At 67.9% G+C, this 16845-nt stretch carries 16 protein-coding genes; 9 read left to right on the top strand and 7 right to left on the bottom strand.

Going from position 1 to position 16845, the window contains the following annotated elements:
- The first annotated feature begins 256 nt into the window (after positions 1 to 256).
- The 4 genes from A7W11_RS03380 (at position 257) to A7W11_RS03365 (ending at position 4269) form a co-directional block, all read left to right on the top strand.
- The gene (locus A7W11_RS03380) at positions 257 to 1306 is read left to right on the top strand and encodes an ABC transporter substrate-binding protein (protein WP_066408033.1); all 1050 of its coding nucleotides are present in this window, start codon (positions 257 to 259) and stop codon (positions 1304 to 1306) included.
- A gap of 4 nt (positions 1307 to 1310) precedes the next feature.
- Positions 1311 to 2174, top strand: coding sequence for an ABC transporter ATP-binding protein (locus tag A7W11_RS03375; protein WP_066408031.1), 864 nt, complete (start codon positions 1311 to 1313; stop codon positions 2172 to 2174).
- A gap of 101 nt (positions 2175 to 2275) precedes the next feature.
- Positions 2276 to 3151, top strand: coding sequence for an ABC transporter permease (locus tag A7W11_RS03370; RefSeq protein WP_082887069.1), 876 nt, complete (start codon positions 2276 to 2278; stop codon positions 3149 to 3151).
- Between the two features lie 143 nt (positions 3152 to 3294).
- Entirely contained in the window at positions 3295 to 4269 is a 975-nt protein-coding gene (locus A7W11_RS03365; RefSeq protein ID WP_066408021.1) for a type 2 periplasmic-binding domain-containing protein, read from the top strand.
- A gap of 140 nt (positions 4270 to 4409) precedes the next feature.
- Here the strand turns inward: A7W11_RS03365 and purM are convergent, their stop codons facing one another.
- Entirely contained in the window at positions 4410 to 5459 is a 1050-nt protein-coding gene (gene purM / locus A7W11_RS03360) for a phosphoribosylformylglycinamidine cyclo-ligase (RefSeq protein ID WP_066408018.1), read from the bottom strand.
- Between the two features lie 150 nt (positions 5460 to 5609).
- On the opposite strand from purM, the gene hda reads away from it, so the two are divergent.
- The 5 genes from hda to A7W11_RS03335 all read left to right on the top strand — a co-directional run bounded on the left by hda (position 5610) and on the right by A7W11_RS03335 (position 10258).
- Positions 5610 to 6302, top strand: a complete 693-nt coding sequence (hda, locus tag A7W11_RS03355) for a DnaA regulatory inactivator Hda (protein WP_066408016.1) — start codon at positions 5610 to 5612, stop codon at positions 6300 to 6302.
- Positions 6299 to 7000 (top strand): HAD family hydrolase, encoded by a 702-nt coding sequence (locus A7W11_RS03350; RefSeq protein WP_066408013.1) that lies wholly within the window; start codon positions 6299 to 6301, stop codon positions 6998 to 7000. Before hda ends, A7W11_RS03350 begins: the two co-directional genes overlap by 4 nt.
- Before the next feature lie 4 nt (positions 7001 to 7004).
- On the top strand, positions 7005 to 8450 hold the full coding sequence (gene pcnB, locus A7W11_RS03345) for a polynucleotide adenylyltransferase PcnB (RefSeq protein ID WP_082887057.1): 1446 nt from the start codon (positions 7005 to 7007) through the stop codon (positions 8448 to 8450).
- A complete protein-coding gene (locus A7W11_RS03340; protein ID WP_066408000.1) occupies positions 8447 to 8944 on the top strand; it encodes a 2-amino-4-hydroxy-6-hydroxymethyldihydropteridine diphosphokinase in 498 nt (165 codons plus the stop codon). Before pcnB ends, A7W11_RS03340 begins: the two co-directional genes overlap by 4 nt.
- A 138-nt stretch (positions 8945 to 9082) precedes the next feature.
- The gene (locus A7W11_RS03335) at positions 9083 to 10258 is read left to right on the top strand and encodes a Fic family protein (protein WP_066407996.1); all 1176 of its coding nucleotides are present in this window, start codon (positions 9083 to 9085) and stop codon (positions 10256 to 10258) included.
- Positions 10259 to 10294: 36 nt separating this feature from the next.
- Here the strand turns inward: A7W11_RS03335 and A7W11_RS03330 are convergent, their stop codons facing one another.
- The 6 genes from A7W11_RS03330 to A7W11_RS03305 all read right to left on the bottom strand — a co-directional run bounded on the left by A7W11_RS03330 (position 10295) and on the right by A7W11_RS03305 (position 16698).
- Positions 10295 to 11128 (bottom strand): HpcH/HpaI aldolase/citrate lyase family protein, encoded by an 834-nt coding sequence (locus A7W11_RS03330; RefSeq protein WP_066407993.1) that lies wholly within the window; start codon positions 11126 to 11128, stop codon positions 10295 to 10297.
- Positions 11128 to 12324 (bottom strand): CaiB/BaiF CoA transferase family protein, encoded by a 1197-nt coding sequence (locus A7W11_RS03325; protein ID WP_066407989.1) that lies wholly within the window; start codon positions 12322 to 12324, stop codon positions 11128 to 11130. Before A7W11_RS03325 ends, A7W11_RS03330 begins: the two co-directional genes overlap by 1 nt.
- Complete coding sequence (locus tag A7W11_RS03320) at positions 12321 to 13151, bottom strand: HTD2 family dehydratase (protein WP_066408589.1); 831 nt, start codon at positions 13149 to 13151, stop codon at positions 12321 to 12323. Before A7W11_RS03320 ends, A7W11_RS03325 begins: the two co-directional genes overlap by 4 nt.
- Positions 13152 to 13404: 253 nt before the next feature.
- A complete protein-coding gene (locus tag A7W11_RS03315) occupies positions 13405 to 14217 on the bottom strand; it encodes an enoyl-CoA hydratase-related protein (RefSeq protein WP_066407986.1) in 813 nt (270 codons plus the stop codon).
- Positions 14218 to 14284: 67 nt separating this feature from the next.
- Complete coding sequence (locus tag A7W11_RS03310) at positions 14285 to 15397, bottom strand: acyl-CoA dehydrogenase family protein (protein WP_066407983.1); 1113 nt, start codon at positions 15395 to 15397, stop codon at positions 14285 to 14287.
- A gap of 110 nt (positions 15398 to 15507) precedes the next feature.
- Complete coding sequence (locus tag A7W11_RS03305; protein WP_066407980.1) at positions 15508 to 16698, bottom strand: acyl-CoA dehydrogenase family protein; 1191 nt, start codon at positions 16696 to 16698, stop codon at positions 15508 to 15510.
- Positions 16699 to 16845 lie beyond the last annotated feature (147 nt).

The raw sequence follows: 16845 nt of genomic DNA, 5'->3' as shown, positions 1-16845 counted from the left end.
GGGCGCCTGGCCGTATTTCGGCGGCGTCACGGTGATGCGCTTGGGCGCTGATCGCGGCGCGGGATCGTTCAGGCCCGGCGTTTCGCGGCGGTGGTTTCAACGCGATCTCCAACAGCACATATATCCTTATCCTGCAAGGATGTTTTTCCTTCGGAAAAATAGTTAGCGCCGGAAAGCGTGGCCCATAAAGTGTCCGACATCCCCGACGCCTTGCCGCAGCGCGGCGGGGCCCGCCCCTTCCCGTCAGGACACCGCCATGCTTCCGTCATCCTCGCGCGACAGCGCCTCCGTTCCGCGCCGCCGCGCGCTCAAGCAGATTGCCGGCATCGCCGCCGCGGGCACGGGCCTGCTGGGCATCGCCAGCCGCAGCCTGGCCCAGGCCGGCGCGTCCACCGGGGCGCCCGCGGTGGTCAGGCAGACGGGCGAGCTCGTCACCTTCAAGTACCCCAACAACCCCTCGTTCGACCTGATCTACCTGGCCGACGACCTGGGCTATTTCGAAGGCACGCAGACGCGGCCCAAGTACATCGGCAAGGTCGCCGCCCCGCAGGTCATTCCGCTGACCGCCATCGGCGAGATCGACTTCGGCTCGCGCATGGTGCCGCTGGTGATCTCGGCCGTGGCCGCGGGCGGCGACATCAAGGTCGTGGCCGCCGGCAACAAGACGCTGCAGGACGCGCCGCACATGAAGTATTTCGTGCGCAAGGACGGCGGCATCAGCCAGCCGAAGGACCTGGAAGGCAAGACGGTCGGCATCAACAGCTTCGGCGCCTGCGCCGAGTTCGTCACCAAGACGTGGCTGCGCCAGCAGGGCGTGGACGTGCGCAAGATCAACTTCGTGGTGATCCCCGATGACCAGGCCGAACAGACGCTGGCCACCGGCAACACCGACCTGGCCATCATCCATGCGCCCTTCTCGGGCCGCGCCGACCAGACCCAGACGCTGAGGCGGCTGTGGAGCGACTACGACCTGGACGGCGGGCTGGGCGGCATGCAGCCCTACAGCGCGCACGGCAAGTTCATCCGCGACCATCCGCAGGCCGTGCGCGACGTGGTGACGGCCATCGCGCGCGCCGCCAACTGGGTCAACGCCAATCCCGAAGAGGCGCGCAAGCTGGTGTCCAAGCGCATCAACCTGCGGCTGGACTACGTGGACCGCTACGCCTACGTCGACAACCTGGTGGTGACCGAGCCCCCGATCCAGTACTACATCGACGTGCTGGAAACCGAGGGCAAGCTGCCGAAGGGCAAGATCAAGGCCAAGGATATCTACACCAACGAGTTCAACCCCTACGCGCGGACCTGACGCGATGACGCAGAAGATCGTGGCCCAGGGCGTGGGCAAGGCATACGCGGTGCGTGACGAGGATGGACAGCCCTCCACCCTGTCCGTGCTGCACGATTTCGACCTGAGCGTGCGCGAGGGCGAGTTCATCTCCATCCTGGGTCCGTCGGGCTGCGGCAAGTCCACCTTCCTGAGCATCCTGGCCGGACTGACCGAGCGCACGGCGGGCAGCATCGCCATCAACGGCCAGCCGCTGCAAGGCATCAATCCGAACCAGGGTGTGGTGTTCCAGGGCTATGCGCTGTTTCCGTGGCGCACCGTGCTGCAGAACATCGAAGTGGGCCTGGAAATACGCGGCGTGCCGCCCGCCGAGCGCCGCCGCATCGCGCAGGAGCACCTGGAACAGGTGGGCCTGCACGGCTTCGGCAACCGCTATCCCCACGAAATATCGGGCGGCATGAAACAGCGCGTGGCCATCGCGCGTTCGCTGGCCTACCAGCCCGACGTGCTGCTGATGGACGAGCCGTTCGCGGCGCTGGATGCGCAGACACGCGAGATCCTGCAGGACGAGCTGCTGCGCCTGTGGGAGCAGCACCGCAAGACCATCGTCTTCATCACGCACAGCCTGGACGAGGCGATCTTCCTGTCCGACCGCATCGCCATCATGACCCGCCGCCCCGGCACCATCAAGGAGATCATCGACGTGCCGCTGCCCCGCCCCCGCAGTCCCGAGCTGCGCAACACCGAGGCCTTCGTGCAGCTGCGCCAGCGCGCCTGGGACATCCTGAAGGACGAGGTGCAATTCCTGGATCCCGCGGCCACGCCGCGCCCGCTGGGCGCCACGGCCAATCCTGCCGAGCGCGGCGCGGTGGCGGAGGCGACGCCATGAGCCTGCCGGACCTCTCCCGGGGCCAGCACCGGAGCGCGCGTCAGGATGGGGCCGCATCGAGTACGCCCATCGACCTGCCCCTGCTCGGCCCAGATGGCGCGATGCTGCTTCCCTCGCACGCCGCCCAGGGCGCACCCGCCCAAGCGTCCCCGCCAGCGCGCGGCGCGGCCTCCAGGCCCTTGGCCGGCGCGCCGCCCCGCCGTCCCTCGGGCCGCTGGCGCGATCACAGCCTGGGCCTGATCGGCATCGCCGGCTTCCTGCTGAGCTGGGAACTGCTGCCGCGCACGGGCGTGGTCAGCCAGGCCTATCTCAGTCCGCCATCGGACGTGGCGCAGGCCATCATCGACCTGGGCGGCCAGGGCGAACTGCTGAAACACGTGCTGGCCAGCCTGCAACGCTCGCTGTGGGGCCTGTTGCTGGCCATTGCGCTGGGAGTGTCGCTGGGCCTGCTGATGGGCCGCTTCGCGCGCTTCGAACGCGTGATCGACCCCATCCTGCAACTGTTCCGGCAGACCTCGGCCCTGGCGCTGTTTCCGGTGTTCGTGCTGTTCCTGGGAATCGGCGAACTGTCGAAAGTGGCCATCATCTTCTGGGCCTCGTTCTGGCCCGTGCTGTTGAACACCATCGGCGGCGTCAAGCAGGTGGATCCGCTGCTGGTGAACGCCGCGCGCTCGATGGGCGCCTCCAGCGCCTTCGTGTTCCGCAAGGTGGTGCTGCCGGCGGCCTCGCCATCGATCTTCACCGGCGTGCGGCTGGCGGGCACCTACTGCATCACCGCGCTGGTGGCCGCGGAGATGATCGGCGCGCACTCCGGCCTGGGCTTCCTGACGCTGAACTCGCAGGAAGTGTTCCAGATTCCCTCGATGTACGCGGGCATCCTGCTGCTGGCGCTGCTGGGCCTGGCGTTGAACTACGTGCTGGCGTTGGTGGAGCGCGGCTGCACGCGGTGGCGGCGCGGCCTGGCGTCGGACGGCTGAGGCGCAGAATGGGCAACAGGCACCAGAGCCCTTCATCCCGCGCCAAGGGTCTTAGAAGCGCCGGCAGCCGGGCCGACGGCTCACGGAATGCCGGACGCCAAAGCGCCGGCCATCCGAGGACCGTCCGTCGCGGCGTCCGTTCGGTGGCGGCGTTGTTGGCGGCCGGCGGCGTGGCGCTGGCTTTGGTGGGTGGCACGGCGCTGGCCACGGCCTGGCGCACCGGCGATGACGGACTGGCCGACCGCCTGCCCGAATCCGTGCAGCGCTGGCTGGAGACGCTGGCCCGGCAGCCCGACTGGCGCGCACGGCCCCTGGGTCCCGTCCTGCAGCAGGCGCGTGCGCGCGGCACGTTGGTGGTGGCCGTGCGCGCCTATCCGCGCCCAGCGCCGCCGGGCTCCCAGCCCCCGTCCGAGCCCGATGACTACGACGCCGCGCTGGCGCGTTATCTCGCGGACACGCTGGACGTGCCGCTACGCCTGGTGAACCTGCCCGCCACGGACGAGAAACGCGGCGCGCTGGAGGCCCTGACCCGCCCCCGTGCCGACCTGATCCTGGCCGGCACGCGCTACGGCATGCCGGCTGGAAACGACACGCCGGTCTCGGGCGGCGGCGCCATCGCCACCGAATACGTGACGGGCCGCGCCGCGCTGCTGGCCCTGCGCGGCGCGGCCGATGCCTGGCAAGCGGCGGCGTCCCCGGCCGGCCGCAATGTGCTGGCCCGCCGCAGCGTCTGCGTGCAGCAGGGCAGCCCCTATGCGGATAGCCTGCAGGCCACCTACCAGGCCCGGCCACGCGCCTACCCCTCCAGCGTGCACGCCGCCTATGCCTTCATGAGCGGCGAATGCGAGGTGCTGGCGGAGGACGAGGCCGTGCTGCAACGGCTGCTGGCGCGCGAGGAATGGCGTTTCTACCGGAGACTGCCCATCGATATCGTGCCGGATGCACGCCAGCCGCAGATCGTGCTGGCGCAGGCAGACCCGGTGTCGGCCCGTTACGTGGACCAGGCGGTGCGCTACTGGAAGGCCAGCGGCGCGCTGCGGCAGGCCCGCGCGCAGCGTGTCGGCCAGGTCAACCTGGAAGTCACGGCGCTGCAGGACGGGTTGGTCTGCCACTCTTGAGGCTGGCCTTGCCGGACCGGCCAGCGTCCGGAGCACGCCGATGACGCGAACGGCATCGCCGCCCCGGGGCGGCAAGCGCGCGCGGACTTCCTGCAAGGCCGGCGGTTCGAGGACCGACGCGCCGGCCGCGCGGGAGAGGCTTACACCACCTCGGTCTGCGCCATGCCGTCCTTCTGCTCGACGATCTCGCCCAGCACGCTGACGGTTTCGCCCTGCTCGCGCAGCGTGGCGGCGATGGCGTCGGCCTGGTCGGCCGGCACCACGACGACCATGCCGATGCCGCAGTTGAAGACGCGGTGCATTTCGGTGTCGGCCACGCCGCCCTGCTGCTGCAGCCACTGGAACAGTTGCGGCATCTGCCAGGCGTCGCGTTGCAGGCGGGCGGTCAGGCCGTTCTGCAGGATGCGCGGCACGTTGTCCAGCAGGCCGCCGCCGGTGATGTGGGCCATGCCCTTGATGGCGGCGCCGTGCTTGGCGATGGCGGCCAGCATCTGCTTGACGTAGATGCGGGTCGGGGCCATGACGACGTCGACCAGCGGCTGGCCGTGGAAATCCTGGCCGGGCTTGGCGCCCGCGCGGTCGATGATCTTGCGCACCAGCGAATAGCCGTTGGAATGCGCACCGCTGGAAGCCAGGCCCAGCACCACGTCGCCCGGCTGGATCGACTTGCCGTCGATGATGGTCGATTTTTCGACCGCGCCCACGGCGAAGCCGGCCAGGTCGTATTCGCCGTCGGGGTACATGCCGGGCATTTCGGCGGTCTCGCCGCCGATCAGGGCGCAACCGGCCAGTTCGCAGCCACGGGCCACGCCGCCGACCACCGCCGCGGCAGTGTCCACCGACAGCTTGCCGCAGGCGAAGTAGTCGAGGAAGAACAGCGGCTCGGCGCCCTGCACCAGGATGTCGTTGACGCTCATGGCGACCAGATCGACGCCCACGGTGTCGTGGCGGTTCCATTCGAATGCCAGGCGCAGCTTGGTGCCCACGCCGTCGGTCCCCGACACCAGAACGGGCTCGCGGTACTTCTTCGGCACCTCGAAAAGCGCGCCGAAACCGCCGATGCCGGCCAGCACGCCAGGGCGCATGGTGCGCGCCGCCAGGGGCTTGATGCGATCGACCAACGCGTCGCCCGCGTCGATGTCGACCCCGGCATCGCGGTAGGTCAGGGGAGCGGAGGAAGGATTCGTCATGAGAAAAACCGTGGGCTATGTAAAAATTGCGGGATTTAGGTGGAATCTTTCCGATTTTACGACGCCGCCGGCCCGGACAGGCCAGACACGCCGTTTTCACCCTGTCCCCCCAGGCGGATCGCCCCGGAAAGCCTGTTTTTATCGCCGCTCATGACTCGCCAGTTGTTGCTTGATGTCCTTACCGCGCCAGCGCCCACGCTGGCCAATTACATCGCCGGGCCCAATGGGGCGGCGGTGGCGGCGGCGCGCGCGCTGTCGCCCGGCCGGGCCATGTACCTGTGGGGCCCCTCGGGCTGCGGCAGCAGCCACCTGCTGCGCGCCCTGTCCTCCGAGCCCGGCAATATCTTCCTGAACGCGGACAGCGACGTCGCCGTGATCCGCACCCTGGCCGAGATCGATTCGCCGGTCCTGCCACGCGTGGCGGCCATCGACGACGTGCACCGCATGGACGAGCCCCGGCAGGCCGCCCTGTTCGCCCTGTACAATCGCTGGCGCGAATCCGCGGCCACCAGCCGGGCGTTCGCCCTGGCCGTGTCGGGCGACCGCGCGCCGATGTCCATGCCCCTGCGCGAAGATCTGCGCACCCGCCTAGGCTGGGACCTGGTCTTCCGGCTCGAACCGTTGTCCGACGCCGACAAGCTGTCCGCCCTCACCGCTCGCGCGGCCGATCGCGGCCTCTACCTGAACCCGGAAGTCGTCAACTGGATGTTCACCCACTACGAGCGCGACATCCGCAAGCTGACCACGCTGGTGGACATGCTCGACCGCTACTCGCTGGCCACCGGCCGGCCCATCACCATCCCGCTGCTGCGCACCATGCTGGCAGACCCTCACTTGCCATGACCGCTCCTCGCCGCCTCGCCCTGTTCGACCTGGACCACACGCTGCTGCCGCTGGACAGCGACTATCAATGGGCCGATTTCCTGGCCCGCACGGGCCGCGCCGGCGACCCCGACGAAGCGCGCCGCCGCAACGACGACCTGATGGAACGCTACAACCGCGGCGAACTGACGGCCGAACAGGCCGCCGAATTCATGCTGGGCCTGCTGGCCGCGCATGCGCCGTACGACCTGGCGCTATGGCATGAAGAATTCATGGCCCAGGTCATCCGCCCCGCCTTCACGGCGCGCGCGGTGAACCTGGTGGCCGAGCACCTGCAGGCAGGCGACCTGTGCGCCGTGGTCACCGCCACCAACAGCTTCGTCACCGCCCCCATCGCGCGCGCCTTCGGCGTGCCGCACCTGGTGGCCACCGACCCCGAATACGTGGCGGGCCGCTACACCGGCCGTATCCTGGGCACGCCCAGCTTCCGCGAAGGCAAGGTCGTGCGCGTGCGCGAATGGCTGGCCGGGATGGGCCTGACGCTTGCCGATTTCACGGAAACGTTTTTTTATAGCGATTCGGTCAACGACGTGCCCCTGCTCGAACAGGTCACCCGTCCGATCGCCACCAACCCCAGCCCCGCGCTGCGGGACATCGCCGAGCGCCAGAATTGGATCGTGCTCGACCTGTTCGATCACACCCTGGATGCCAAGTCGTAGATAAATGATCACAACCACCATAAAGAAATTCGTCGGCCGCCTGTTCGGCCCGACGGTCGCCGGGGGCCCCCTGCGCATCGAGCGCGAACGTCATGGCATCGACCGGCGCAACGTGTCGCGCCACGCCATCAAGGTCTGCGAAGTGCTGCGCCAGCATGGCTACGAGGCCTACATCGTGGGCGGCGCGGTGCGCGACCTGATCGTGGGTCTCGAGCCCAAGGACTTCGACGTGGCCACCAACGCCACGCCCGAGCAGATCCGCCCGCTGTTCCGCCGCGCCCGCATCATCGGCCGCCGCTTCCAGCTGGTGCATGTGGTGTTCGGGCAAGAGATCATCGAGACCTCGACCTTCCGCGCGCCCGCCGACGAAAACCAGGAAACCGACGAACACGGCCGGATCCTGCGCGACAACGTGTTCGGCACGCAGGAACAGGATGCCGCGCGGCGCGACTTCACCATGAACGCGCTGTACTACGACCCGCACACCGAAGAAGTCATCGACTATCACAACGGCGTGCAAGACCTGAAGAAGCGCCAGATCAGCATGATCGGCGATCCGATCAAGCGCTATCGCGAAGATCCGGTGCGCATGCTGCGCGCCGTGCGTTTCGCCGCCAAGCTCAACGGCACCATCGAGCAGTCCACGCGCCAGCCCATCCGCACCATGGCCGGCCTGATCGAGAACGTGCCCGCGTCGCGGCTGTTCGACGAAATGCTGAAGCTGCTGACCTGCGGCCACGCCATGGACTGCCTGCGCCAGTTGCGCGAGGAAGGCCTGCATCACGGCCTGCTGCCCCTGCTGGACGTGGTGCTGGAACAGCCCGGCGGTGAAGACTTCGTCGAACAGGCGCTGGAACGCACCGACGCGCGCGTGCGCTCGGGCAAGGCCATCAGCCCCAGCTTCCTGTTCGCCGTGCTGCTGTGGCGCCTGGTGGACGCGCGCTGGAAGCAACTGCGCGCCCAGGGCGAGCACACCATGCCCGCGCTGGTGCAGGCCGCCGATTCGGTGCTGGACGAACAGACCGAGAAGCTGGCCATCCAGCGCCGCTTCTCGTCCGACATGCGCGAAATCTGGTTCATGCAGCCGCGCTTCGAGCGCCGCCAGGGCAAGACCGTCTACCGCATGATCGAGCAACCGCGCTTCCGCGCCGCGTGCGACTTCCTGCAGTTGCGCGCCGCTTCGGGCGAATTCGACAGCGTGCTGGCCCAGTGGTGGATGGATCTGGCCAACGCCGACGACGCCACGCGCGCCGAGATGATCGAAGACACCGCCCGCCTGCCGCGTGAAGGATCGGGGGCCGGTGCGGGCTCGGGTGGCGAGGCCGGCGTCGGCGCCGGTGAAGGTCCGGCGCGCAAGCGCCGTCCGCGTCGCCGCCGTTCCGGTGGCGGCGGTGGCCGTGGCGGGGATAACAGCGGCAATGCGGGCCCCGCGCCGGCTGACGGCGCATGAGTGCCGAGGGCGGCGGCGCCCCGGTCCGGGCCTACATCGGACTGGGATCGAACCTGGGCGACAGCGTCGCCACGCTGAAGGCGGCGCTGGCCGACCTGGCCGCCACGCCCGGCATTCTGGCGTGTCAGGTTTCGCCCTGGTATCGCAGCGCGCCGGTGGATGCCGCCGGCCCCGACTTCGTCAACGCCGCCGCGGCGTTGGACACCACGCTGTCTCCCCTCGAACTGCTGGACGTGCTGCAGGCCATCGAATTGCGGCATGGCCGGCTACGGCCATATCGCCATGCGCCGCGCACGCTGGACCTGGATCTGTTGATGCATGGCGACGCGCGGCTGGACACGGACCGGCTGACGCTGCCGCATCCGCGCATGCACGAACGTGCGTTCGTGTTGCTGCCGCTAAGGGATTTGGCGCCGGGGTTGGTGCTGGCGCAGGGCAATCTGGATGCCCTGATCGCCAAGCGGGGGGATCAGGCGATAGATCGGCTAGGCTAAACTTGCCTCAGGCAACCAGACCGGCAAAAAAACCGGCAAAATTTTCCAGAAATTTATCTCGAAATTCTATTTATACATATGTAAAATCAGACACTTATAAATAGATCTTGGTCGGCAAAAAAACCGGCAAAAATTAGCGTGTACGATACCCCTCATCAGTTCGAACCGCTCATTCCTGGCCAGGAAAAGCTTGTTCTTGTACGTGAGCAGGCGGCAGATATCGCTCGTCGTTCAATTCGCCTGGCTAGTCAAGCGCACCCGACCTCCCGCGAAACCTTGCGGGAATTGGTCCGTGCCATGAACTCCTATTACAGCAACCGCATCGAAGGTCAGGGCACCCACCCATTGAACATCGACCGCGCCTTGCACGCCAATTTCTCCAGCCGTCCCGAGATCGCTCGCCTACAGCGGATTGCCGTTGCGCACATCGAAGCGGAACGGTCCTTGGAAGACCTCGCTGAACAACAAGGATGGGCGCTAGATTCCGGGCTTGCTCTCACCGCTCATGCAGAACTATATGGTCGCCTTCAAGCGGAAGATCGGGTCACGGATGACGGCGAGATCGTGGAACCAGGACAACTGCGCCGACGAGACGTGCAGGTGGGAATGCATGTTCCACCACGCTGGCAGGCCATACCGCGTTTCTTCGAAGCCTTCGACCGAGCCTACAAGCGCAAACGCTCATGGGATGAATCACTGCTGCTGATTGCCTGCGCCCATCACCGCATGGCATGGATTCATCCCTTCATCGACGGCAACGGCAGAGCGGTGCGACTGCAAACGCACGCTGTCATGTCCGAAATCAGCCAAGGGCTGTGGTCGGCCAATCGCGGGCTGGCTCGGGATGTAGGCCAATACTACGCACATCTGGCTGCTGCCGACATCCCACGTCAGGGAGACCTGGACGGTCGTGGCAATCTTACCGAAAGAGGCTTGATCGACTGGGTCCAATATTTTCTGCGCATCTGCTCTGATCAGGTCGACTTCATGTCGCGCATGCTGGACATGGACAACATGAAGACTCGGATCGAGGCCCTGATCACTTTCCGAAGCACGCAAGACCCCGAGATCAGACGCGAAGCCGTCTTGCCGCTGTATCACCTGTTTGCGGCAGGCCCGCTTACACGAGGGGAATTTTCCCAGATGTCTGGCATGGGAGAGAGAACCAGCCGCAAGTTGATCGCCCGCCTGCTTCAAACGGGCCTGATCACATCTCCCTCCACGCATGGTCTCCTGCGATTCGCACTGCCGCTGGATGCCCTGCAATTCCTGCTTCCCGGACTCTATCCCGAAGCTGCCGCTCCGCTGGATTGACATGCGGTGCGCCCTTACCTGGGCGCTGTCCCGCCATCAGGCGCCGAGCTCCCCCGCCCGCTCCAGCACCTGCCGGGCGCGCGCCACCACCGGCGCATCCACCATCTTGCCATCCAGGCGGAACGCGCCCGCGTTGTTGTCGCGATAGGCCTGCACCACGCGGCGGGCCCAGTCGACGTCGGCCTGCGGCGGTTGGTAGGCATCGTGCACCACGCCGATCTGGCTGGGGTGGATGCACATCATGCCCGCGAAGCCCATGTCGCGGGCGCGCGAAGCCGCCACACGCAAGCCCACGGCATCCTGGATGTCGGGGTAGACGCCATCCAGCGGCGCCGCCAGGCCCGCGCCGCGGCTGTGCAGCAGCACCTGCGCCCGGGCGTGGTTCAGCATCACCATCTCGCCCGGGCTGTCGGGCACCAGGTTCAGGTCGGCGCCCAGGTCGAGTCCGCCGAAGGACAGCCGGGCAATCCCCGGCGTGGCCGCGATCTCGCCCACGTTCAGCACGCCGCGCGCGGTCTCGATGATGGGCACGATGGGGATGCCGGTCTGCGACGCATGGCGCACCTGCGCCATGCTCTCGGCCTTGGGCAGCATGATGGCCGCCACGTTCGAGCGGCCGCGGCAGGCCCGCAAGTCGTCCTCGTGCCAGGGCGTGGAGGCATCGTTGATGCGCACCCATACGCGCGCCTGCGGCTGCGTGCCCAGGAAGTCGCACAGCGCTTCGCGCGCGCTATCCTTGGCCAGGTGCTCGACGGCGTCTTCCAGGTCGACGATGACGGTATCCGCGCCGCTGGCCAGGGCCTTCGGAATGCGCTCGGGACGCGAAGCGGGTACGAACAGGGCGGTGCGCAGCAGGAGCGACGATGGCATCAGACGACCTCGGAAGCGTGGAGTTTCGCGACCTCGTCGGGCGCGTATCCCAACGATGCTAGCACCGTGTCGGTATGCTCGCCTACCGCGGGCACCGGGTCCATGCGCGGCTCGAAGGCCGTGCTGGAGGCCGGCGGCAACAGCGCGGGCAAGGCGCCCGCGGGGCTGCCGATTTCACGCCAGCGATCGCGCGCCCGCAACTGCGGATGCGCCCAGACGCCCGCCATGTCGTTGACGCGCGCGTTGGCGATCTGCGCCGCGTCGAGCCGGTCGGCCACTTCCTGCACGTCCAGGGCCGAAAAGGCCTCGACGATCAGCGCGCGCAGCACGTCGCGGTTGGCCGCGCGGCGCGAGTTGGACGAGAAACGCTCGTCCTGCGCCAGGGCCGGCTGGTTCAGCACCTTGTCGCAGAACACCACCCACTCGCGCTCGTTCTGCAGGCCCAGCATGATGGTGGCGCCGCCGCCCACGGGGAACGGGCCGTAGGGATAGATGGTGGCGTGCGCCGCGCCCGCGCGCACCGGCGGCGGCGCGCCCTCGAACGCGTAGTACATGGGAAAGCCCATCCACTCGACCATGCTTTCCAGCATGGACACGTCGATACGGCTGCCCTCGCCCGTGCGCTGGCGCAGCAGCAGGGCATTCAGGATGGACGAATACGCATACATGCCGGCGGCGATGTCGGAGATCGAGCAGCCCGCCTTGGCCGTGTCTTCCTTCGTGCCCGTGACCGACACGAAACCGCTTTCGCTCTGGATCAGCAGGTCGTAGGCCTTCTTGTCCTGGTAGGGGCCGCCTTCGCCATAGCCCGAGATGTCGCACACGATCAGGCGCGGGTACCTGGCGTGCAGGACCTCGAACGACAGGCCCAGGCGCTCGGCCGCGCCAGGCGCCAGGTTCTGCACCAGCACGTCGGCCGACGCCAGCAGGCGTTCCATCACGCCGCCCGCATCGGGATGCTTCAGGTTCAGCGACAGGCTCTGCTTGGAGCGGTTGGTCCAGACGAAATGCGAGGACAGGCCGCGCACGCGCTCGTCGTAGCCGCGCGCGAAATCGCCGGCGCCGGGCCGTTCGATCTTGATGACCTGGGCGCCCATGTCGGCCAGTTGGCGCGTGCAGAACGGCGCGGCGATGGCATGTTCGAGGCTGATGACGGTGATGCCGTCCAGCGGACGGGGGGAAGCGGCTTGGGTCATTCCGAGAACCTCAGGTCGGCCTGGTGGGCCAGGGTGCCGTCCTGCTCGGCCCACAACTGGGCCAGGCCGGCTTCGGCGATGCGGCCCGCCGCATGGAAACGGGCAGGAGAAATCAGCGGACGCAGGCCGCGATAGGCCAGGTGCTGCAATCTGGCCTTGGGATGAGCCCGCGTGAAGGCGGCCAGCATCTCGGTGGCGATCAGCGGACCGTGCACCACGAGGCCCGGATACCCCTCGGTCTCGGTGACGTAAGGGTGGTCGTAGTGGATGCGATGGCCGTTGAACGTGACCGCCGAGTAGCGGAACAGCAGCACCGGCGTGGGGTCGACGGGATCGCGCCATTGCGATTCCGGCGCCGGTTCCGTGCCGGTAAGCTTGGGCGGCGACGGCTGGCGATAGACGATGTCCTGCTCTTCGTGGAAGGCAAGGCGGCCTTCCTGGTGGTATTCGTGGCGCACGGTGACGAACAGCAGCGAGCCGGTACGGCCGGTTTTTTCCTTGACGTCCTGCACGGTGGACACGCGCTCGGCCGGAATGCCGACCTTCAGCGGCTGATCGAACGAGACACGGCCGCCCGCCCACATGCGGTTGCGGTCGTTTGCCGGCGGCAGGAAGCCGCCGCGCGCCGGATGGCCGTCGGTGCCCAGGCCCTGGCCTTCGACGGTGCCGATGAAGAACGCCCATTGCCACAGCGGCGGCAAGGGTTCGCCCGGCGCGGGCGCCGGCCGGCCCAGCGTGGCGGCCACGCGCTGCACGTGCCCGGGATCCAGCGCGTCCGGCTTGCGCTCGCTGCTGCCGATCCAGTCGGCGGGATTGGAGTTGCTCATGTCGATCATCCTATTTTTGACGCCGGGGCGGCAGGCCACGAACGTATCGCACAGCCGCTTCCCACCTGGCCCTGCCGCAGTGAAAATGCCCTGTGTCTCACTGGTGCAGGATGCAGTACCCCTGATGCCTTGTGAATTCGTTTTTGCTCAAGGTGGGGTTTGAGGAAGCCAAAATCCTGGGCCGCAACAGCCCGCACATGATTCTGCTCCCTCGGGAAAATGCCGGTGGAAAACAGGGCCCGATGCCGTCTGGCTAGTGTCCCTTGAACGTGGGCGCGCGCTTCTGGGCGAAGGCGTGCATGCCTTCCAGGTAGTCGTCCGTGTAGCCCAACTCACGCTGCAGGCGGGCTTCGAGCTCGAAGTGCTGTTCGAGCGTATTGCCCCCCGCAGCGTGCAGAGCCTGCTTGGCCGCGCCGTAGGCTCGGGTGGGTCCGTTGGCCAGGGTGGCGTGGATCTCGGCCAGGGTATCGGCCCGGTTATCGTCGGGCACCACCTTCCAGACCAGCCCCCAGGCCTCGGCCTGCCGCGCCGACAGCGGTTCGCCGAACAGGGTCATCCCCAATGCCCGGCCCGTGCCCACCAGGCGCGGCAGGAACCACGTGCCGCCCGCGTCGGGGATCAGTCCGATCTTGTTGAACGCCTGCACGAAACGCGCCGACTCGACCGCGTAGACCACGTCGCAGGCCAGCACCAGGCTGGCGCCCGCGCCGGCCGCCACGCCGTTCATCAGGCAGACCACCGGCACCGGCAAGGCGCGCAGGCGCATCACCAGCGGCCGGTAGTACTTGAGCAGCGCCAGGCTGAGGTCGCGGCGCGAGCCGTCCTCGGCGGGCTTGCGCTCGCCCAGGTCCTGGCCGGCGCAGAAGCCCCGCCCCGCGCCCGTCAGGATCAGGCCGCGCAGGCCGTCGAAGGCTTCCAGCGTGTCGAGCGCGCGCGCCAGCTCCTGGTGCATCACCTCGGTGAAGCTGTTCATCCGGTCGGGCCGGTTGAGCACGATCCGGCCCACGCCCTCGTCGAGCGTGAATTCGATTTGCGTATAGGCCGCCGCCTGCGTCGCGTGGTTCATCCGGGTTTCCTGCGGGTGGGGAGGGTCTGGCGCGTGAAACGATGCGGCGTGCGCATCCGCCGTGGGCTCATGGCAGGGCCTCGAGTACGGCCAATTGTTCGGCGGTGTCGCCCAGCAGTTGATCCACCATGGTCAGGCGCTTGAAATAGTCGCCGACCTCGAGTTCGTCCGTCATGCCCATGCCGCCGTGCAGTTGCACGGCCAGTTGGGCCACCAGCCTGCCCGTACGCGCGGCTTCGAGCTTGGCGCTGGCCAGCATGCGGCCGCGCTGCACGGCATCGGGTTCGCTGAGCGCCGCCACCGCCACATAGGCCATGGATAGCCCCAGTTCGCGGGCGACCAGCATTTCCGCCATGCGGTGCTGCAAGGCCTGGAACGACGCCAATGCCTGGCCGAACTGCTTGCGCGTCTTGAGATAGTCGACCGTGATGTCCAGCAGGCGCTCCATGGCGCCGGCCGCATGCGCGCACAGCGCGGCCGTGCCCCATTCGATGGCTCGGAGCAAGGCCGCCGACGCGGCCTCGCCCTGCACCAGCAAGGCATCGGGCGGCAGGCGCACATCATCGAGATCCAGCCGGGCGCAGCGGGCGCCGTCCAGCGTGGGCGTGTCGGTCACGCGCACGCCCGCGGTATCCGCCGGCATGGCGAACAGGGCAGCCTGACCGGACTCGTCACGCGCGCTGATCAGACTATGCGTGGCGGCCGCGCCGTGCCAGACCAGGTGCTTGGCGCCATCCAGCCGCCAGCCATCGGCGGCACGCGTGGCGCGGCAATCCCGTGGCGCGGCGTCGTACCGCCGGCCCGGCTCTTGATAAGCCACGGTGGCGATGATTTCTCCGCTGGCGATACCGGGCAGCCAGCGCGCCCGGACCGCATCGCGGCAGGCATCGAGCAGCGCCGCCGCCATGACGGCGCTGGGAATGACGGGCTCGGACACCAGCCCCCGGCCCAGTTCCAGATGGACGGGCAGCAGGCTGGCCGGCACCTCGCCGAATCCGCCGTGCTCCTGTGGAATCGTCAGGCCCAGCACGCCGAGTTCGGCCAGGGCATTCCAGGCCTGGCCATCCAGCGTGCCGGCCGCCTGCCGCGCACGGCGGGCGGGAAAGCTCCAGTCCTGTCCGACCAGGCGGCGCAGGCTGTCGGCCAGCATGCGTTGTTCTTCGGAATATTGGAAATCCATCATGATCCTCGTCTTGGCGGCCGGAGGCCGCCGTCAGCGCCGCGGGGGCATCGTCATGCAGGCCCGCTCGGCGTCATCACCCCGCGCGGCAGTTCCACAGGCAGGCGGCCCTACAACCCCAGCACCATGCGGGCGATGATGCCTTTCTGTACTTCGGTCGTGCCGCCATAGATGGAGGTCTTGCGCATGTCGGCATACCCCGCGCCGGCCGCCGCCGCCATCTCGGGCCCCGGGCCATGGAAATCGGCGTCGGCCAACATCCATTCGGGGTCGTAGGGCCAGGCATCGGGACCGGCCACTTCCATCTGCAGCATGGCCAGGTCCTGCTGGATCTCGGAGCCGCGGATCTTCAGCACCGAGGCCTCGGGCCCGGGCACGCCGCCGGTGTCGGCCGCCACGCGCAGCAGCAGCATCTCGAGCGCCATGATGTCGACCTCGATGCGGGTGATGCGGTCGCGGAAACGGCTGTCCTGCAACAGCGGCCGCCCGCGCACCCGAGCCTGCGCGGCCATGTCCTTCAGGATGGACAGCTCACGATGGCAATGGCCCAGGCCCGCGATGGTGGTGCGCTCGTGCCCCAACAGGTACTTGGCGTAGGTCCAGCCCAGGTTCTCTTCCCCCACCAGATTGGCCACCGGCACGCGTACGTCCTGCAGCCAGACCTCGTTGACGTCGTGTCCGCCGTCGAGCGTGCGGATGGGCCGCACGGTGACGCCGGGCGCGTGCATGTCCAGCAACAGCATCGAGATGCCGCGCTGCGCGCGGGCCTCGGGATCGGTGCGCACCAGGCAGAACATGCGATCGGCGTACTGCGCCAGGGTCGTCCAGGTCTTCTGCCCATTGACCACGTAGACGTCGCCGTCGCGGACCGCACGCGTGGCGAGCGACGCGAGGTCGGACCCCGAGCCCGGTTCGGAATACCCCTGGCACCACCAGTCTTGCACGCGGATGATGCGCGGCAGCAGTTCCGCCTGCTGCGCGGGGCTGCCGTATTTCATCAGCACGGGGCCGATCATGCTGAGGCCGAACGGCAGCAGGCGCGGCGCGCCGGCCTTGAAGCACTCGACCTCGAAGATCAGGCGCTGCATGGGGCTCCAGCCCGTGCCGCCATGTTCGGCGGGCCAGTTCGGCGCCCCCCAGCCCTGGTCGGCCAGCACGTTGTGCCAGCGCACGTAGTCGTCCCGTTCGAGACGGCGGTGCTTCAGCACCTTGTCGCGGATGTCGGCGGGCAGCCTGTCCGTGGCAAAGGCCCGCACCTCTTCGCGGAAACGACGCTCTTGCGGCGTCCAGTTCAGATCCATGGTCCACCTCCTTTGCCGGTATCTAGCCACGGCTCGCACCCGCCTAGCAATCTGCCTCTGCCGAGGGCCGCCTTCCATGTGGATAAAGGGCCTGGCGACTCTACGGGCGGACAAAAGCCCTCCCTCAGCAATGAAGAATGGCCGAAG

This window comes from Bordetella ansorpii (assembly GCF_900078315.1).
GTDB classification, from domain to species: Bacteria; Pseudomonadota; Gammaproteobacteria; order Burkholderiales; family Burkholderiaceae_B; genus Bordetella; species Bordetella ansorpii.
This window is presented reverse-complemented; position numbering and strand designations above follow the sequence as displayed.

What these genes read in the sequence shown, in the direction of transcription:
- A7W11_RS03370 (WP_082887069.1), top strand. Translation starts at nt 2,276, where the DNA reads ATGCTGCTTCCCTCGCACGCCGCCCAGGGCGCACCCGCCCAAGCGTCC.
- A7W11_RS03305 (WP_066407980.1), bottom strand. Translation starts at nt 16,698, where the DNA reads ATGGATCTGAACTGGACGCCGCAAGAGCGTCGTTTCCGCGAAGAGGTG.
- hda (WP_066408016.1), top strand. Translation starts at nt 5,610, where the DNA reads ATGACTCGCCAGTTGTTGCTTGATGTCCTTACCGCGCCAGCGCCCACG.
- A7W11_RS03315 (WP_066407986.1), bottom strand. Translation starts at nt 14,217, where the DNA reads ATGAACCACGCGACGCAGGCGGCGGCCTATACGCAAATCGAATTCACG.
- A7W11_RS03320 (WP_066408589.1), bottom strand. Translation starts at nt 13,151, where the DNA reads ATGAGCAACTCCAATCCCGCCGACTGGATCGGCAGCAGCGAGCGCAAG.
- A7W11_RS03375 (WP_066408031.1), top strand. Translation starts at nt 1,311, where the DNA reads ATGACGCAGAAGATCGTGGCCCAGGGCGTGGGCAAGGCATACGCGGTG.
- A7W11_RS03310 (WP_066407983.1), bottom strand. Translation starts at nt 15,397, where the DNA reads ATGGATTTCCAATATTCCGAAGAACAACGCATGCTGGCCGACAGCCTG.
- pcnB (WP_082887057.1), top strand. Translation starts at nt 7,005, where the DNA reads ATGATCACAACCACCATAAAGAAATTCGTCGGCCGCCTGTTCGGCCCG.
- A7W11_RS03350 (WP_066408013.1), top strand. Translation starts at nt 6,299, where the DNA reads ATGACCGCTCCTCGCCGCCTCGCCCTGTTCGACCTGGACCACACGCTG.
- A7W11_RS03340 (WP_066408000.1), top strand. Translation starts at nt 8,447, where the DNA reads ATGAGTGCCGAGGGCGGCGGCGCCCCGGTCCGGGCCTACATCGGACTG.
- A7W11_RS03325 (WP_066407989.1), bottom strand. Translation starts at nt 12,324, where the DNA reads ATGACCCAAGCCGCTTCCCCCCGTCCGCTGGACGGCATCACCGTCATC.
- A7W11_RS03380 (WP_066408033.1), top strand. Translation starts at nt 257, where the DNA reads ATGCTTCCGTCATCCTCGCGCGACAGCGCCTCCGTTCCGCGCCGCCGC.
- A7W11_RS03330 (WP_066407993.1), bottom strand. Translation starts at nt 11,128, where the DNA reads ATGCCATCGTCGCTCCTGCTGCGCACCGCCCTGTTCGTACCCGCTTCG.
- purM (WP_066408018.1), bottom strand. Translation starts at nt 5,459, where the DNA reads ATGACGAATCCTTCCTCCGCTCCCCTGACCTACCGCGATGCCGGGGTC.